Origin of the sequence: Bizionia saleffrena, from assembly GCF_008086175.1 — a bacterium.
GTDB lineage: Bacteria > Bacteroidota > Bacteroidia > Flavobacteriales > Flavobacteriaceae > Bizionia > Bizionia saleffrena.
Genome location: NZ_VSKM01000014.1, coordinates 22,155 through 40,683 on the forward strand (window position 1 = coordinate 22,155; position 18,529 = coordinate 40,683).

At 35.8% G+C, this 18,529-nt stretch carries 16 protein-coding genes and 1 pseudogene; 12 read left to right on the top strand and 5 right to left on the bottom strand.

What is annotated here, in order from left to right; translation table 11 throughout:
• The first annotated feature begins 14 nt into the window (after positions 1-14).
• From ES676_RS12245 to ES676_RS12255, 3 genes are all read left to right on the top strand, one after another.
• Complete coding sequence (locus ES676_RS12245) at positions 15-341, top strand: DUF59 domain-containing protein (RefSeq protein ID WP_148370616.1); 327 nt, start codon at positions 15-17, stop codon at positions 339-341.
• 151 nt (positions 342-492) lie between these two features.
• Positions 493-999 (top strand): DUF2480 family protein, encoded by a 507-nt coding sequence (locus ES676_RS12250; RefSeq protein WP_148370617.1) that lies wholly within the window; start codon positions 493-495, stop codon positions 997-999.
• 85 nt (positions 1,000-1,084) lie between these two features.
• Positions 1,085-2,014: a DUF3078 domain-containing protein gene (locus tag ES676_RS12255; RefSeq protein WP_148370618.1), complete on the top strand. Its 930-nt coding sequence runs from the start codon at positions 1,085-1,087 to the stop codon at positions 2,012-2,014.
• A 164-nt stretch (positions 2,015-2,178) separates the two neighbouring features.
• Here ES676_RS12255 and hflX read toward each other — a convergent pair whose 3' ends face one another.
• Complete coding sequence (gene hflX / locus ES676_RS12260; protein WP_148370619.1) at positions 2,179-3,402, bottom strand: GTPase HflX; 1,224 nt, start codon at positions 3,400-3,402, stop codon at positions 2,179-2,181.
• Between the two features lie 79 nt (positions 3,403-3,481).
• Here hflX and ES676_RS12265 point away from each other — a divergent pair, with 79 nt between their 5' ends.
• Positions 3,482-4,447, top strand: a complete 966-nt coding sequence (locus ES676_RS12265; RefSeq protein WP_148370620.1) for an endonuclease/exonuclease/phosphatase family protein — start codon at positions 3,482-3,484, stop codon at positions 4,445-4,447.
• A 66-nt stretch (positions 4,448-4,513) separates the two neighbouring features.
• Here ES676_RS12265 and ES676_RS12270 read toward each other — a convergent pair whose 3' ends face one another.
• The gene (locus tag ES676_RS12270) at positions 4,514-4,846 is read right to left on the bottom strand and encodes a single-stranded DNA-binding protein (protein ID WP_148370621.1); all 333 of its coding nucleotides are present in this window, start codon (positions 4,844-4,846) and stop codon (positions 4,514-4,516) included.
• Positions 4,847-5,425: 579 nt separating this feature from the next.
• On the opposite strand from ES676_RS12270, the gene ES676_RS12275 reads away from it, so the two are divergent.
• Positions 5,426-5,773 (top strand): hypothetical protein, encoded by a 348-nt coding sequence (locus tag ES676_RS12275; RefSeq protein ID WP_148370649.1) that lies wholly within the window; start codon positions 5,426-5,428, stop codon positions 5,771-5,773.
• Between the two features lie 18 nt (positions 5,774-5,791).
• Here ES676_RS12275 and ES676_RS12280 read toward each other — a convergent pair whose 3' ends face one another.
• The 3 genes from ES676_RS12280 to ES676_RS12290 form a co-directional block, all read right to left on the bottom strand.
• Positions 5,792-6,259, bottom strand: coding sequence for a CBS domain-containing protein (locus ES676_RS12280; protein ID WP_148370622.1), 468 nt, complete (start codon positions 6,257-6,259; stop codon positions 5,792-5,794).
• A gap of 219 nt (positions 6,260-6,478) precedes the next feature.
• Positions 6,479-7,771 (bottom strand): aminopeptidase P family protein, encoded by a 1,293-nt coding sequence (locus ES676_RS12285; protein WP_148370623.1) that lies wholly within the window; start codon positions 7,769-7,771, stop codon positions 6,479-6,481.
• 71 nt (positions 7,772-7,842) lie between these two features.
• On the bottom strand, positions 7,843-8,427 hold the full coding sequence (locus tag ES676_RS12290; protein WP_148370624.1) for a Crp/Fnr family transcriptional regulator: 585 nt from the start codon (positions 8,425-8,427) through the stop codon (positions 7,843-7,845).
• Between the two features lie 121 nt (positions 8,428-8,548).
• On the opposite strand from ES676_RS12290, the gene ES676_RS12295 reads away from it, so the two are divergent.
• The 7 genes and pseudogenes from ES676_RS12295 to ES676_RS12325 all read left to right on the top strand — a co-directional run.
• Complete coding sequence (locus ES676_RS12295; RefSeq protein WP_148370625.1) at positions 8,549-11,389, top strand: WD40/YVTN/BNR-like repeat-containing protein; 2,841 nt, start codon at positions 8,549-8,551, stop codon at positions 11,387-11,389.
• Positions 11,390-11,492: 103 nt separating this feature from the next.
• Positions 11,493-12,167, top strand: a complete 675-nt coding sequence (locus ES676_RS12300) for a succinate dehydrogenase cytochrome b subunit (RefSeq protein ID WP_148370626.1) — start codon at positions 11,493-11,495, stop codon at positions 12,165-12,167.
• 14 nt (positions 12,168-12,181) lie between these two features.
• On the top strand, positions 12,182-14,194 hold the full coding sequence (locus ES676_RS12305; RefSeq protein WP_148370627.1) for a fumarate reductase/succinate dehydrogenase flavoprotein subunit: 2,013 nt from the start codon (positions 12,182-12,184) through the stop codon (positions 14,192-14,194).
• Between the two features lie 8 nt (positions 14,195-14,202).
• Positions 14,203-14,949: a succinate dehydrogenase/fumarate reductase iron-sulfur subunit gene (locus ES676_RS12310; RefSeq protein WP_148370628.1), complete on the top strand. Its 747-nt coding sequence runs from the start codon at positions 14,203-14,205 to the stop codon at positions 14,947-14,949.
• Between the two features lie 77 nt (positions 14,950-15,026).
• Positions 15,027-16,121: a hypothetical protein gene (locus tag ES676_RS12315; RefSeq protein ID WP_148370629.1), complete on the top strand. Its 1,095-nt coding sequence runs from the start codon at positions 15,027-15,029 to the stop codon at positions 16,119-16,121.
• Between the two features lie 18 nt (positions 16,122-16,139).
• Positions 16,140-18,152: a CRTAC1 family protein gene (locus ES676_RS12320; RefSeq protein WP_148370630.1), complete on the top strand. Its 2,013-nt coding sequence runs from the start codon at positions 16,140-16,142 to the stop codon at positions 18,150-18,152.
• Between the two features lie 82 nt (positions 18,153-18,234).
• Positions 18,235-18,456: pseudogene (locus ES676_RS12325) on the top strand (succinate dehydrogenase/fumarate reductase iron-sulfur subunit); the annotation flags it as partial.
• Positions 18,457-18,529 lie beyond the last annotated feature (73 nt).

Below are 18,529 nucleotides of genomic sequence, written 5' to 3' on the forward strand. Positions count from 1 at the left end.
TTAAAAAGAGAATAATGAGCGAAACAACTATAGATACCCAAGAATTAGGAGAGAAAATTGTAAAGGTTATAAAAACCATTTACGATCCTGAAATACCAGTAGATATTTACGAACTGGGTTTAATTTACGATGTTTTTGTAAGTGAAGATTACGATGTTAAAGTTTTAATGACATTAACCACGCCGAACTGTCCAGTAGCCGAATCATTACCAATGGAAGTGGAAGAGAAAATAAAGTCTATAAACGAAGTGAAAGATGCTGAGGTAGAAATTACTTTCGACCCGCCTTGGACTCAAGAATTGATGAGTGAAGAAGCAAAACTAGAATTGGGGATGCTTTAATGTCAATGCAATCTTAAAATAATGCAATACGTCGCGCTATAAATAAGTTAAGCGTATTGCTTATTTATTACATAAAAGACTTAACAACAAACAGAGTTTAATTTTAAAATAAACGTTTACAATATTACGTTATTTTAACTCATACTAGAATATGGCAGAAGAGATTATTAACCGCGTGGCAAATAGTAAGTTGGTAGTATTCGATTTAGAAGATTACTACCCAAAAGGAAAACGTACACTTTTCGATATTAAGGATTGGTTGTACGAAGGGTTTGTGCTTCGTGAAAAGGAGTTCCGTGAATCTGTTAAAAATTACGATTGGGCGCAGCACCAAGACGAGTATGTTGGCCTTATTTGTTCTAGCGATGCTATTGTGCCAGCTTGGGCATTTATGCTTATGACTTTTGCTTTAGAACCTTTTGTAAAACGAACAGTTTTAGGAGACTTAGACGCTTTAGAAACGCAATTATACCAGGATATTATTAAAGATATCGACGTGGAAACGTACAGAGATCAGCCTATAATTATTAAGGGGTGTTCTAAAAAACCAGTACCAACCGCAGCTTATATTATGCTCTCTCAAGCATTAAAACCAGTAGCAAAGTCTATATTATTTGGCGAGGCGTGCTCGTCGGTTCCCTTGTATAAAAGAAGATAATTTTTAATTGGGCACTTTTTTTATTAAATTTAGTGGATTAAGCGAACTATAAAAAGTAGTTTTGTTCCTTCAAAAAACTAAAAAGATGAAAAAATGTATTCTATGCGCAGCATTTGTATTTGGAATGGCTGCAATGCAGGCTCAAACTAAAGAAGACTTAAAATCGCAAAAATTTGAAAAACAAGCGGGAGCCAATGCGTTACAAGCAGAAGCTGATGCTTTACAAGCTCAAATTAATGCGCTTCCAGGATGGCGTATTGGAGCCTTTGGAACCATTGGTGGGAGTTTTTCTGAATTTAATAATTGGTATTCTCAAGGGACTCCAAATAACAGTTCGGCGAACTTAGGTTTTACTGTAAACGCCTTTGCCAATTTAAAAGAAGACACCTTTTTTTGGAGAAATGCTTTAAATGTAAATTTAGCGTGGGTAAAATTAGACGATAAGGACGACCCAACCGATAGTAGCGAATTTAGGGAAGCAACCGATGTTTTTAATGTTTCATCTTTATACGGCAGGAAGCTAAGTGAAAAATTCGCAATCTCAACTTTAGGAGAATACCGGACAACTTTACTTAACAATTTTAACGATCCTGGGTATTTAGATGTGGGAGTTGGGGGTACTTGGACGCCGATTGAAAATTTATTTGTTGTTATGCATCCTTTAAACTACAACTTTGTGTTTAGCTCTGGGGATACTGTTTTCGAATCGTCTTTAGGGGCTAAAATTGTAGCAGATTATACGAGACAGATTGGTAAGATTAACTTTAAGTCTAACCTCTCTTTATTTTATAGCTATAAAGATGCTGATTATTCTAACTATACTTGGATTAATTCTTTTTCTTACAAATTATGGAAAAAGATTGGCCTTGGTTTCGATTTTGGTTTAAGACAAAACAAGCAGGAAGCTTTAAATTATGCGCTTGCTAATGCGGTTGCTCCAGCGAGTCCAACGTTCGATACCGTGGATAACGAATTACAAACGTATTGGTTATTGGGTTTGAGTTATGCTTTTTAAGTAGAACCAAATTATAATAAAACGACATTAAAAAACGCGATACCTATTTAAAAGTATCGCGTTTTTTATATGCGTTAAGGATGGAGGCATTGTTGAAGCTCTCCCGATTTTTATCGGGAAGCGACTGCCGAGAGCCTGACCTATAGGGTAACGCCCAACGTATTTTATTCTTCTTCCTCTGAAGCTTCGTAATCGGGATATAGAAAATGATTGTATGGAAAACGCGTTACGTGAATATCGCGAACTTCGTCGTAAATACGTTTCTTAAATTCTTCGATATTGCTTTTGTTTAATGCAGAAATAAAGAGAGCGTTATTTTCGCCCACACGATTCATCCACGTGCGTTTCCATTCGGCTAGCGAGTAGTGCTCTTCGCCACGCTCTGCAATAAGATCGGTCTCATCGAAAGGTTCTGCAGTATATGCGTCAATTTTATTAAAGACCATAATAATAGGTTTATCGCCACTGTCAATTTCTCCTAAAATTTTATTAACAGAGGCAATATGCTCTTCAAAATTAGGGTGAGAAATATCAACCACGTGCAATAATAAATCGGCTTCGCGCACTTCGTCTAGCGTACTTTTAAAGCTTTCGATTAATTGCGTTGGTAGTTTTCTAATAAAGCCCACAGTATCGGTTAATAAAAACGGTAGGTTTTGTATTACCACTTTACGAACCGTCGTGTCTAGGGTGGCAAAGAGCTTGTTTTCGGCAAATACTTCGCTTTTACTTATGGTATTCATAAGTGTAGATTTCCCAACGTTAGTATAACCTACAAGGGATACACGCACCATTTGGCCACGGTTACCACGTTGTACAGACATTTGCTTGTCGATAACTTTTATCTTGTTTTTTAATAACGAAATACGGTCTCTTACAATACGTCTATCGGTTTCGATTTCTGTTTCACCAGGACCACGCATTCCAATTCCCCCTTTTTGTCTTTCGAGGTGAGTCCACATTCCTTTTAGTCGTGGTAATAGGTACTGACATTGTGCGAGTTCAACTTGTGTTCTTGCATAGCTGGTTTGTGCGCGCTGAGCAAAAATATCTAGTATTAAATTGGTACGGTCTAAAACTTTGCAATTTAATATTTTACTAATATTTCGTTCTTGGGCTGCCGATAACTCGTCATCGAAAATAGCAGTACCCACATTGTTGTCTTCAATAAATTGTCTAACGGCTTCCATTTTACCAGTTCCTATAAAGGTTTTAGGATTTGGTATTTCCATTTTCTGAGTAAAGCGTTTTAACACCTCACCACCTGCGGTATACGTTAAGAATTCTAACTCGTCCAAATATTCTTGAGACTTATCTTCGTCTTGGGTTTTGGTAATTACTCCTATTAAAACTGCTTTTTCTAAAGCGATATCTTTTTTTTCTAACATATATTAATTTAAAGTACAAAGTTACGTAAATGAAATCAGATTAATTTCTCTATTTTTAAAGCCAATAAATACCCGTCTCTTGAGATTAAACGCTTTTACAACTAAATTAAAGAAATATACCATTGCATTTTACAATATTGAAAACTTATTCGATATTTACAACGATAAGGTCACGCGAGAGAACGATGCGCTGCAAAATGCAACCCGTCGTTGGACTGTTAGAAGATACCAAAATAAAATTAGAAAACTGTCGTTTGCCATTTCTAATATTGGTAAAGAAGAAGCCGGAATTCCACCAGTAATTATTGGTCTCGCCGAGGTTGAAAATGAGGCGGTTATAAACGATATGGTTTCCTTAGAGTATTTAAACGGATATAACTATAAATGTATACATTACAATTCTCCCGACGTGCGTGGTATAGACGTGGCATTGCTTTACAATGCAGACATTTTTAAAGTGGCGTATACCAAAGCCTATAGTTTAACGCTTATCGATGATTTAGGGATGCAAGAATATACGCGCGATATATTGTTGGTTAGTGGGTTACTAGATGGTTTAGAGTTGCATTTAATTGTTAACCATTGGCCCTCGCGACGATTGGGCGATAAGAGTAGCGAATATAAACGGGTTATTGCCGCTAATAAAGTAACGGAGATTATTTCGGAATTAAAAGAAAAAGACCCTAATGCAAAAATAATTATAATGGGCGATTTTAACGACGACCCCTCATCCAAAAGCATTAACCAACTGGTAGAAAGCCATAATTTGTACAACCCTATGGATACTTTGTTAGATCTTAATCGCGGAACAACTATGCATTATGATGCTTGGAATTTGTTTGATCAGTTTTTAATAACGCCGAATTTATTCGAACGTAAAAAGAATGCTTTACGTTTCTATAAAGCCAATATTTTTGATGCCGATTTTTTAAAACAACAGCAAGGAAAAGACGAAGGTAATCCGTTTAGAACCTATGCCGGTAAAAGATATTTGGGCGGTTATAGCGATCACTTCCCAGTGTATATGACATTAACAAAAACATAAGAAAAGCCAGTTGTTATAAACGGCTTTTCCTATGGAATTAAATAATGGAGTTAATAGCAATGGAGGTTATTTACCAAGTAGTAAAAGCTCATTGCAAACCACTTCTGTGGTATAGCGTTTTACGCCTTCTTTATCTTCCCAAGATCGGGTGGTGAGCTTACCTTCTATAGCGACTTCTTTCCCTTTTTGTAAATATTTTTCGGCTATCGCGGCTACATTTCCCCAAGCAACGACATTATGCCATTGGGTATCTGTTGCTTTTTCGCCCTTCGCATCTTTATAATTCTCGTTGGTGGCAATGGAGAATTTAGCAAGCATTTTTCCGGATTCAAGATTAATAATTTCTGGATCATTTCCTAAGTTACCAATTAACTGTACTTTGTTTCTTAACGTATTCATAAGATAAGGTTTTATATATATTGAATCTCATTAGTTCAATTCAACACTGCAAAGATGCGACGCCATCACAGTGTTAATCGGTAATTACTTAATTAATGTCGGTTGTAAATGTTTGTAGTCGTTTGTAAACGAATAAGTTGTATATTTAATTATGATAAAATGCTTGTTTTAGAGTGTCAATAAATTGCTGATAACCCAGATTCAAGAAAAAAGTTTCAGGTGGTTTTTCAAAATTTATTCAGAATGACAGTGAACCGACATAGTATTTTATATCAAAGTCTAAATGAAAACGATATTGAAATTATTAGAAATTTACACGAGAGAATGGATTTGAAAAAATAGAGGGATCATAAGAGCCATAAATTTCACGTTTTTATTTCAACTGAAACACCATAAACCCGGCTTTGAGGTCAGGGAAGGAATTGATAGATACAAAACTGATTAACATAATAAAGAACCACGTTTCTTTTAACGGCTTTACATTTGAGAGTATTAGCGATAACCAATGAATATATATGTGGCTATAGACAATAATAACACAACTGAAGAGGATAACTTTAATTATAAAAAGCGATAATGATGACCAAATTATGCCCGGAATGCGGAGATAAAATAGTAGGTAGAATAGATAAAAAATTCTGTAGTGACGGTTGCCGGAATGCCTACAATAATAAAATGAATAAAGACGGGAAGAACTTAATCCGGAATATTAATAACCGATTGCGTAAAAACTGGCGTATTTTGGAAGAGTCTAACCCCGACCAAAAAACAAAAACCACCAAAACTAAATTAATACAAAAGGGGTTCGATTTTAATTACTTTACTAGTATTTATACCACGAAAGTGGGTACCGTATATTATTTTGTTTACGACCAAGGCTACTTGCCGCTAGATAATGATTTTTATGCGTTGGTAAAAAGAAAATAAAAGCGGAGGCGCTATCTTCTATTTATAGTTTTGCCCTTTTAATTTAATAGCAGCTTTTAAAATATCTTTCTGACTTATTTGTCCGACTAACTTACCCTCTTTTACAATAGGAAACCGTCTTCTCTTAGAATCTAGAAATTGTTTGGCTGCGTCAAATACATTTAGGTTGCCATCTATCGTTTCAATGTTTTTAGCCATATATTTTTCAATACTATCTTCGGTCATTGGTAAATTATGGTAGCGACTTTCACTTATTTGTTTAATGCAATCCCCTTCAGAAATAATACCAACAAGTTCATAGTTATCGTTAACTACAGGGCCACCAGAAATTTTATATTTAATTAAAATGTCGATAACCTCCTCCACAGATTGGCTGGCTTTAAACGTAATGAGATCTGTCGTCATAAAATCACTCACTTTAAACAACTCTTTTTCTATATCTTGATTCTGATCTTTTCTAACACCTTGAAAACTTTTAATACCCATAATGTTTTTTATTTTTAGAATTAACTAAAGCTACTAATTTATTAATAGTTATCCTAATATATTAAGAGTATCGCATTAATAACGCTTTAAGACGACGCTTTTCTTTGTTCTGAGCCTTTAATAACCGGTTTTATAAGGGAGCTTGCTAGTTACTATTTTAGGTATAGGGCAAAAAAAAAGCGAGCGTTTAGCTCGCTTTTTTAAACTATTAGTAGTGTTTTATTTGTTCATTAGCTCTTCAATTTCTTCAGCTTCAATAGGAATATTACCCATTAAATTAAATGGTTCACCACTTTTTTGAACTACAAGATCATCTTCTAAACGAATACCAAAACCTTCTTCAGGAATATAAATTCCAGGCTCTACAGTAAAGATCATATTCTCTTGCATTGGCTCTGCCAAAATACCATAGTCGTGCGTGTCTAAACCAATATGGTGAGAAGTACCGTGCATAAAGTATTTTTTATACGCTGGCCAATCTGGGTTTTCATTCTTTACATCGGCTTTGTCAAGTAAACCTAAACCTAGTAATTCGCTAGTCATTAAATGGCCAACTTCAACGTGGTATTCTGCCCAAAGTGTTCCAGGAACTAATAATTTGGAGGCGTCCTTTTTTACTCTGTTCACGGCATCGTAAACTGCACGTTGTCGTTTTGAGTATCGACCAGAAACAGGAATCGTTCTACTTAAATCACTTGAATAATTAGCATATTCTGCAGCAGTATCAAATAAAATTAAGTCACCATCTTTACACTCTTTATTATTTTCTACATAGTGTAAAACGTTGGCATTGTTACCAGACGCAATGATTGGTGAGTAAGCGAATCCTTTAGATCTGTTTTTTAAAAATTCGTACATTAATTCTGCTTCAATTTCGTGTTCCCAAACTCCAGGTTTCACAAAATTTAAAACACGTCTAAAACCTTTTTCGGTAATGTCGCAAGCGCGTTGCATCAAATCAATTTCAATTGGATCTTTAACCGCGCGTAAACGTTGTAATATCGGGTTGCTTTTAGCAACACGGTGCGCCGGATATTTGTCTTTTAGCCATTTTGTAAAGCGGTCTTCGCGCGTTTCTGTTTCCACATTGGCTCTGTAATGTTCGTTTGTATTGATGTAAACAGTGTCGCACTGTGTCATCATTTCGAACATTATTTTTTCCATATCTTTTAACCAGTATACGGTTTTGATGCCACTAGTCTCTAGAGCGGCTTCTTTGGTTAGTTTTTCACCTTCCCAAACGGCAATATGTTCGTTTGTTTCTGTTAAGAATAAAACCTCGCGATGTTTTGGATTTGGACAGTCAGGGAAAAGAACAAGAATACTTTCTTCTTGATCGACACCACTTAAATAAAAAATATCGCGGTGTTGTGCAAATGGCAATGTGCTATCGGCACTAATAGGGTAGACATCGTTAGAATTGAAAACCGCTAAACTACTTGGTTGCATTTTTGCAGCAAAGTTTTTACGGTTTTTAATAAAAAGGGCGTTGTCTATTTGATGGTATTTCATAAATAATGTGTTTTTTCTATTAGCTTTCCAAAATTAAAGAATCGAACACCAATAAACGACGCCATTTGGCGCTATCGTGTATTTTTTCTTATCCTACTCATTTGTCGCGACGAAATCCCTAAAAAGGAAGCGAGATAATGCAGCGGTACTTCTTGTAATAAATTGGGCTCATTGTGTAGTAGTTTTTGGTAGCGTTCTTCGGGCGTGAGTGTTAATAAATCGATGCGGTAATCGTCGATACGGTAAATTTGCTTTTCAATAAGTTTATAATAAAAAGCTTTAAACGCACTATTATTTTTTAATAACGCCGAAAAGTTTTCAGAAGTAATAACCCATAAATCACAATCGCTAATCGCCTTTATATTTTTTCTAGACGGCACGCTGTTCATAAAACTATTTAATGCAGAAGTGGAAGCATTTTTAAGTCCTAAATACGTTGTTTTTTCTTCGCCCAAAACCGTAATAGAATGTTGTAAAACACCAGTATTAATGTAGCAGAAGTATTTACAAATGCGACCTTCTTCTACAAAAAATTCATTTTTTTGAAGCTTTAAATTGGTGAAACATTCTAAAATATCCGGAATGTGATGCTCTAATTCTGAAGCATTAATCACACTTTTTAAAAAGATTACTAGATTATTTTGTGAAGAGTTCATTGTTTAAAGGGGCGTATTACAACTGCTAATAACAAAAATAGAACTATAAAATTAATCTCTATGTTGTTTTTAGCGCAGTTTTTTAAATATTAAGTAATTTTGGTGCTTAAACTATAAAGTTATGATGTTTAGGATATTTTTAATGTTTCTTTTTACAAGTATGTTTAGTGTTTCGGCACAGCAAGTACCAACGACTGCTGATGCTGTTAAGGAATCTTTAATTCAAAAAGAAAAGTTACATAAGCAATCATTAGTCAAAAATTTAGCGTTCGAAACTATCGGACCAAAAGTGATGAGTGGTCGGGTGGTAGATGTAGAGGTGAACCCAGAAAATAATAGTGAGTTTTATGTAGGTTATGCGTCGGGAGGCGTTTGGTACACTGCAAATAATGGGTCTTCTTTTAAGCCTGTTTTAGATTCGGCACCGACTCAAAATGTGGGTGATATTGCTGTCGATTGGAAAACGAAAACCATTTGGGTAGGGACAGGCGAAAATAATAGTTCGCGTTCGTCTTACGCTGGCATTGGTATTTTAAAATCTACAAACCAGGGGGTAACTTGGGAGAATATGGGGTTGAAAGAGTCGCATCATATTGGGCGCATTATTATTGATTCTAATCATCCGGAGACCGTAATCGTTGGTGTAACGGGGCATTTGTACTCCAATAACAAAGAGCGTGGTATTTATAAAACTACGGATGGCGGTACGACTTGGGAACAAAAACTATTTATTAACGATTCCACAGGAATTATTGATATCGATAGTCCTTTAAATAATACAAAGATTTTATACGCCTCGTCTTGGACGCGGGATCGAAAAGCATGGAATTTTAGCGGAAGCGGTACCGGTTCGGCCATTTATAAAAGTAATGATAGTGGTGAAAACTGGAGTAAGGTTACTGTAGCAAATAGTGGGTTTCCTGTTGATGATGGTGTGGGAAGAATAGGTTTAGCGGTTTTTAATGAAGATATCGTGTATGCGTTGCTAGACAATCAAAACCGTCGTCCGCCTGGAGATGCAGATATTAATAACAATAGTTTTAATACAATGGGGCCAAAAGCGATGCCTGGTGAAGATTTTTTGAAATTATCTGATAAAAAAATTAATGCATTTTTAAAAACAAATGGTTTTCGCGAAAAATACAGAGCCGAAAATGTAAAGCAAATTATTAGAAGCGGATTGGCGAAACCTTCAGAATTGACCAATTTTTTAAAGACAACAAATGCGATGCTTTTTGAAACGCCGGTAATTGGTGCTGAGGTGTATAAAAGTATTGATGGTGGAAAATCGTGGGCCAAAACACATAATAACTATATCGATGATCTGTATTACAGTTATGGTTATTATTTTGGTGAAATTAGAGTCGATTTGCAAGACGAAAATGGCATTTATGTACTCGGCGTTCCTATTTTAAAATCTAAAGACGGTGGCAAAACTTTCAAAAACATTAGTCAGGAGAATGTGCATGCCGATCATCAAGCGTTGTGGGTAAGCCCAAATAAACAAGGGCATTTAATTGATGGAAATGATGGGGGCTTGAATATGAGTTACGACGATGGTGCGACTTGGGAAAAGCTAAATGTAAATGCTGTGGGACAATTCTATGCTATTAACGTCGATAACCAAACGCCGTATAATGTGTATGGTGGTTTGCAAGATAACGGGGTTTGGTTTGGGCCGCATAACGCGAAACACGACAGAAGCTGGAACCAAAGCGGACATTATCCTTGGGAAGGCATAATGGGTGGTGATGGAATGAAAATTGAAATCGATAATAGAAATCCAGATATTATTTACACCGGCTATCAGTTTGGGAATTATTATCGAATCGATCGCGAAAAAGAATCGCAAACGTATATTCAGCCCAAACCTGAAGAAGGTGGAGAACCGTATCGTTTCAACTGGCAAACGCCAATTTTATTATCGCAGCACAATCAGGATATTTTGTATTTCGGCGGGAATAAAGTGATGCGTTCGTTAAATCAAGGAACGGATTGGGACGTTATAAGCCCAGATTTAACGCAAGGTGGGAAAACAGGAAATGTAGCTTACGGTACGCTCACAACGATGAGCGAATCGCCTTTTCAGTTTGGACTGATTTATACGGGTAGCGACGATGGTTTGTTACACGTAACTAAAAACGGAGGGGCTACTTGGAAACTTATAAATAATACGTTACCAAAAGATCTTTGGGTGAGTAGAGTGGTGGCTTCAAAATATAAAAAAGAACGCGTGTATGCGACTTTGAATGGTTATAGATTTGATGATTTTAAAAGTTATGTATATGTCTCGGATAATTACGGGGAAACGTGGAGCGCCATAAATAGCAATTTACCAGTGTCGGCGGTAAACGTTATTGTTGAGGATGAAAACAGTGCGTCTATAATTTATTTAGGTACCGATAACGGTGCGTATGTAAGTTTTAATACCGGAGAATCTTGGGAAGCATTCGTAGAGAATTTACCTGCCGTTGCTGTGCATGATATGGTTATTCATAAAGAATCTAATGATTTATTACTGGCTACTCACGGAAGGAGTATTTACAAAACGAATGTTAGTCAGCTTCAAAAAATGACGGCGGACAGTTTACAAAATGAGGTGGTTATATTTCCTTTTAAAACGGTTAAACATTCGCCACGCTGGGGCGATTCTTACAGTCAGTGGTCCAATACAATCACGCCCGAATTAGAGATTGCTTTTTATTCCCATGAAGGAGGTGATAAAGCGATTACTATTTCTTCAAAAGGAGGAAAAGTAGTAAAAACGATATCTAAATCAGTAGATAAAGGGTATAATGTGTTGACTTATAATTTAAGTATTTCAGAAAAAATAAGAGCGAAATTATTGAAAAAAGACACGTCAATATCTATAGAGAAAGCAAAAAATAACTATTATTATTTACCTAAAGGAAACTATGTTGTGAAGATAGATGGTGCAAAGGAGACCTTTGTAATCGAGTAGTTTCTTACTTAAACCTATTCTAAATAATATTTTAAAGAGAATATAAATTTTTATACTTCTCGATGTACCTTATCTTTGTATAACAAATAATAACTTCAAAATAATGAGCGGGATTTTAAATTCGTCAATAGGAAGAAAGTTTGCCATGGCACTTTCGGCATTCTTTCTAATGGTCTTTTTATTACAACATTTTACAATTAATTTACTATCTGTTATTAGTGAAGACACTTTCAATAACGTTTCTCATTTTATGGGAACATTCTGGTTGGTACAATATGTATTACAACCAGTTTTAATTTTTGGTGTGATTTTTCACTTTATAATGGGTTTTGTTTTAGAGGTAAGAAACCGTAATGCGAGACAAATTAGCTATGCTAAAAACAATGGAAATGCAAACTCAACTTGGATGAGTAGAAATATGATTTGGAGCGGGTTAGCTATTTTAGCTTTCATTGGTCTTCATTTTTACGATTTTTGGTTGCCAGAAATAAACACAAAGTTTATTGAAGGTGATATGTCTGGACTACTTCCAAATGGGGAGTATAGATATTTTGAAGAGCTTCAGCATAAGTTTGTAGATGTTTGGAGAGTAGTATTATACTGTATCGCGTTTGTGTTTTTAGCATTACACTTACTCCACGGGTTTAGTTCTGCATTTCAGTCTACAGGAGCAAACAACAAATACACAAAAGGATTACAAGGTTTTGGAAAGGCCTATGCAATCATAATTCCGTTAGGTTTTGTATTCATAGCATTATTCCATTATTTTAATCACTAAAAACTCATCTAAAAATGGCTTTAGATTCAAAAACACCTCAAGGTCCAATTGCAGATAAATGGACAAATTATAAAAATCATATTAACTTGGTTAACCCAGCTAACAAGCGTAACATAGATGTTATTGTTGTTGGTACAGGTTTGGCCGGAGGTTCTGCTGCTGCAACTTTAGCAGAGCTTGGTTATAACGTAAAAGCATTTTGTTTTCAAGATTCTCCACGTCGTGCGCACTCAATTGCAGCACAAGGGGGGATTAACGCAGCAAAAAACTACCAAGGAGATGGAGATTCTACTTACAGATTGTTTTACGATACTGTAAAAGGAGGTGATTACCGTTCGCGTGAAGCTAACGTGTATCGTCTTGCTGAGGTTTCAGCAAATATTATCGACCAATGTGTGGCGCAAGGGGTTCCTTTTGCCCGCGAATATGGTGGTTTACTAGATAACCGCTCGTTTGGTGGTGTTCTTGTTTCAAGAACATTTTATGCTGCTGGACAAACAGGTCAACAATTATTATTAGGTGCTTATTCTGCTATGAACCGTCAAATCGGTCGTGGTAAAATTAAAATGTACAACCGCCACGAAATGTTAGACGTGGTTGTTGTCGATGGAAAAGCACGTGGAATTATAGCACGTAACTTAGTTACTGGAGAAATTGAACGTCACTCTGCACACGCAGTTGTTCTTGGAACTGGTGGTTATGGTAACGTATTCTTCTTATCTACCAATGCGATGGGAAGTAACGTAACAGCAGCATGGAAAGCGCACAAGCGTGGGTCTTACTTTGCAAACCCGTGTTACACACAAATTCACCCAACATGTATTCCAGTCTCTGGCGATCATCAGTCTAAACTAACGTTAATGTCTGAGTCGTTAAGAAATGACGGACGTATTTGGGTGCCAAAAAACATGAAAGATGTCACAGCAATTCGCGAAGGCCGTTTAAAGCCAACAGAAATTGCTGACGAAAATAGAGATTACTACCTAGAGCGTCGTTACCCAGCATTCGGTAACTTAGTACCTCGTGATGTAGCCTCTCGTGCAGCCAAAGAACGTTGCGATGCCGGTTACGGTGTTAATGCTACAGGTGAAGCGGTATATTTAGATTTTGCAACGGCAATACAACGTTACGGAAAAGAACAAGCGACAGTGAAGCATTTAGATGCTAACGATAAAGCGCTTATTAAAAAATTAGGACAAGAAGTTGTAAAAAATAAATACGGAAACTTATTCCAGATGTACGAGAAAATCGTAGATCAAGATCCGTACAACACACCAATGATGATTTATCCTGCGGTGCATTATACAATGGGTGGTCTTTGGGTAGATTATAATTTAATGACTACCGTTCCTGGATTGTACGCTATTGGAGAAGCTAACTTCTCTGATCACGGAGCAAACAGACTTGGAGCTTCAGCATTAATGCAAGGTTTAGCCGATGGTTACTTCGTGTTACCGTACACTATTGGAAATTATTTGTCTGATGATATTCGTACCGGACCAATTTCAACGGAAACACCTGAATTTGTGCAAGCTGAAAAAGAAGTGAAAGAGAAAATTAATTTCTTTATCACTAATAAAGGGAGCCATTCTGTAGATTATTTCCATAAGAAATTAGGAAAAATCATGTGGGATAAAGTTGGGATGTCTAGAAACGTTACAGGTTTAACAGAAGCGATTTCTGAAATTAAAGCCCTTCGTGAAGAATTTTGGAAAGAAGTAAGAGTACCAGGAACTAACGAAGAGTTTAACGAGCAATTAGCAAAAGCAGGTCGTGTAGCAGATTTCCTAGAATTAGGAGAATTGTTTGCAAAAGATGCTTTAGATCGCGAAGAATCTTGTGGAGGTCACTTTAGAGAAGACTCTATAGAATTAAGCGGAGAACAAAAAGGAGAAGCAAAAAGAGACGATGAGAATTATGCTTACGTTGCGGCTTGGGAATACAAAGGAGAACCAAGTGCTGCTGTATTACACAAAGAAGAATTAGAGTTTAAGGATATCGAATTAAAACAAAGAAGTTATAAATAAGGAAAGCTATGAATTTAACGTTAAAAATATGGCGTCAAAAAAACGCTAACGATAAAGGAAAAATGGTCGATTATCAAATTGGCGATATTTCTGGTGATATGTCTTTCCTTGAAATGTTAGACTTATTAAACGATCAATTAATAAATAAAGGAGAAGAGCCCGTAGCATTCGATCACGATTGTCGTGAAGGAATTTGTGGTATGTGTTCTCTATATATAAACGGTGAAGCGCACGGACCAGATAGAGGTGTAACAACTTGCCAATTACACATGCGTATGTTTAAAGATGGCGAGACGATTTTTATCGAGCCATTTAGAGCAAAAGCATTTCCAGTAATAAAGGATTTAGTTGTCGATAGAAGTGCTTTCGATCGTATTCAACACGCAGGGGGCTTTATTTCTGTAAATACCTCTGGTAACACGATTGATGCTAACACGATCCCTGTTAATAAACACGATGCCGACGATGCCTTTAGTGCAGCGACTTGTATTGGTTGTGGTGCGTGTGTAGCAAGTTGTAAGAACTCTTCAGCGATGTTATATCTTGGAGCAAAAATATCTCAATTTGCTTTATTACCACAAGGTAAAATTGAAGCCACAGACCGTGTTTTAAACATGGTAAAACAAATGGACGAAGAAGGTTTTGGTAACTGTACCAATACTGGAGCTTGTGAGGTAGAATGCCCGAAAGGAATTTCGTTAGAAAATATTGCACGTTTAAATCGTGAGTATTTGTCAGCCACTTTAAAAGGGTAAATTTTATTTTTTGTTGTAGTATATTTTTCATTTAAAATATATAAATTTCTTATATTGTGTTAGAAATTTATATTAAAATGAAAAATATACCAACATTAAAGTTAATTATTCTTTATTTTTTAACTGTTTTATTATCATGTTCTAATGATGAAAGCAGTGAAAATTATACGCCTTCAGTATCTCCAGTAAACTATAATTTGGAGGCCTTTCCGTACAATACCTTATCCGACTATAATTTATTTGAAGGGGATTTACAAAATCAAAAGCCAGTCTTAGGCGTTATACCTTACAAACCTATTTCCTCTCTTTTTACCGACTATGCTAAAAAGAAAAGATTTCTTTGGATGCCAAATAACACCTCCGCAAATTTTGTTTCAGATTATGAGATTTTAGATTTTCCAGTTGGGACAATTCTTGTAAAAACATTTTATTACAATAACGTATTACCTTCTAATACTACCAAATTAATAGAAACTAGACTTTTAATTAAAAAGCCGTCAGGATGGATTTTTTCAGAATATGTCTGGAATGAAGATCAAACAGAAGCCTTTTTAGATAACACAGGAAGTACGGTTAATATAGAGTGGCTAGAAGAAGGTGTAAGTAAATCTACAAATTATAGACTCCCTTCAGAATCAGAGTGTAGAACATGTCATAAAATTGGTAATGTACCTTTTCCTATAGGTGTAAAGCCGCAAAATCTAAATTCAGCGTATCCTTATCCACAAGAAGGAGCGATAAATCAATTGCAAAAGCTAATAATTGAGGGCTATTTAAACCCTGTAGATTATTCAAATGTAAATACAGTGGTGGATTGGAAAGATTTATCTAAACCACTTCAATTAAGAGCAAGGTCTTATTTAGATATTAATTGTGCACATTGTCATTCAGAGAATTCTCACTGTTCATACAGACCAATTAGGCTTTCATTTCACGACACCGAAACTTCTGAAGCTAATTTAGGAATATGTGTTGTACCAGATGAAGATGTAAATAGCACCTTAACACATGTTATTTCGCCAGGGAGATCTGAAAGATCTGTACTCTCTTATAGAATGAACTCAACAGAAGAAAGCACCAAAATGCCGCTTATTGGTAGAAATTTAGTAGATGATCAAGCTATTAGTTTAATAAATGACTGGATAGATGAATTAACACAAACCTGTGAATAAAGACTAACCACTATAATTATGAAAAAAATCACTTTACTCTTAGCCCTGATTTTCAGTACTACTATTTACTCTCAAGACAGCTGTTCTAGTCCACAGGCAATTACTTCTGGATTGTATACTGTAACTGCAATAGACGGTACAGAAGGTGTAACGTTAGTGTGTACAGGTGGCCAAAATGCTGTAAATGCGGAATGGTTTACCTATACGCCTTCAAATAACTACACGGTAACAGTAACTACAGACTTAGCAATAAATACGGGAGGAGACACAAGGTTTCACGTTTATACAGGAACTTGTGGCGCACTAGTTTGCCACTCTGGAGACGACGATGGAGGTTCTGGTTTCTTGTCCGTAGCATCATTTAATGTTCTCGCAGGAGAAACATACTTTATAGTTTTTGATAACCGATGGGAGTCTGATGGTTTTGATTTTCAATTAACCGAAGCGCCTTATATAGAACCCTTAGTTTCTTTTGTGTCAACCCCAATTGCAAGTACGGGTACTTATAGAAATTGTGTAGTAGATATGAATGGTGATTTCTTGGACGATGTCGTTGCGATTAGTGAAACAAACATAAATATTAACTTTCAACAAGCCTCAGGAGGATTTACAGTTCAAAATTTCACAACTACAAACGCCAATTTTTTACCAAGCTGGAGCATTGCAGCAGGAGACATAGACGATAATGGCTATAACGATTTAATGTATGGCGCGGGGAGTGGTGTAACCTTTATGAAGGCTAATAGTGATGGAACAGGCTACTTAGAAACGTCTGGACCAGAATATGTTTTTTCTCAACGAACAAACTTTGTAGACATTAATAACGATGGTTATTTAGACGCTTTTGTTTGTCACGATGTTGGACCAAATCAATTCTATTTAAATGATGGAAATGGTAATTTATCTCATAATCAAGGTGGTTTAGGGGATTCTCCAAGTGGTGGGAATTATGCATCTCTATGGACAGATTACGATAATGATGGGGATGTAGATTTATTTATTTCTAAATGTAATGGAGGGGGAGCGTCTGCATCTGCAAGATACAATCAACTACATCAAAATGACGGTTTTGGTAACTTTACAGATGTAAGTGTTGCCGCTGGCTTGTACGATCCCATTCAAACATGGTCTTCGGCTTGGGGAGACTTTGATAACGATGGCTGGATGGACGTTTTTGTTGGTGCTAGTACTTTTGTAGATGGCGCACATAAATTAATGCATAATAATCAAGATGGAACGTTTGCAGATATTACAAGTGGTTCGGGTATAGACATATTTACCGATACCGGAATAGAACATATTACTCACGATTTTAATAATGATGGCTATTTAGATATTTTCTCGGCTGGAAATAAAATCCTGATTAATAATCAAGATTTAACTTTTACCGAAACAGATGTTTATTTTTCTGTTGGCGCAGTGGGCGATTTAAATAACGATGGTTTTCTAGATGTTTTTAATAGCAATGGTAACTGGTATAGGAACGAAGGGAACTCCAATAATTGGATAAAAATCAACACGCAAGGAGATGTAAATAATCCAACAGGAAGTAATTTAAATGGTATAGGTGCAAGAGTAGAAATACAAAGCGCATTAGGTACACAAATTAGAGAGGTTAGATCGGGAGAGGGTTTTAGATACATGAGCTCACTAACAACACATTTTGGTATAGGCTCAGATACGGCAGTTACACAAATTAAAGTAACATGGCCTTCTGGCTTGGTAGATGTGGTAGTTAATCCTGCTATAAATACTACAATAACACTCGTTGAAGGCACAACTTTAAGTGTAGATGAATTTTCAAGCAAAGACATAGTTGTTTATCCAAATCCAACAAAAGAGGAAATTTTTGTAAAAAACCATAATTTAAGTGATACTAAAGTAATTATTCATAATATCAATGGGCAACGTGTTTTTAATTTTAAGAAAGAGAAAAACAGTATTAATATAAAGAATTTACCAACAGGCACCTATATTTTGACCTTACAGCAGGGTGCTAAACTATATCAACACAAAATTATTAAGGAATAATTTGTACTATTTTTTTTATGTATTATGTGTTCTATCCAATACCAAATTATATAGTCAGAATATAGATTTGCATAATAGTTGAGTATTAAATGTTGGTACAAAAGTATCTCAGTTTGCTTTATTACCAAAAGGTAAAATTGAAGCCACAGACCGTGTTTTAAATATGGTAAAACAAATGGACGAACAAGGTTTTGGTAACTGTACCAATACTGGAGCTTGCGAGGTAGAGTGCCCGAAAGGAATTTCATTAGAAAATATTGCACGTTTAAATCGTGAGTATTTGTCAGCCACTTTAAAAGGGTAATAATTATTGGGTAACACCACCATTTTGAAATAAAAAACCCTAAGCATTTTGCTTGGGTTTTTTTATTTAATTT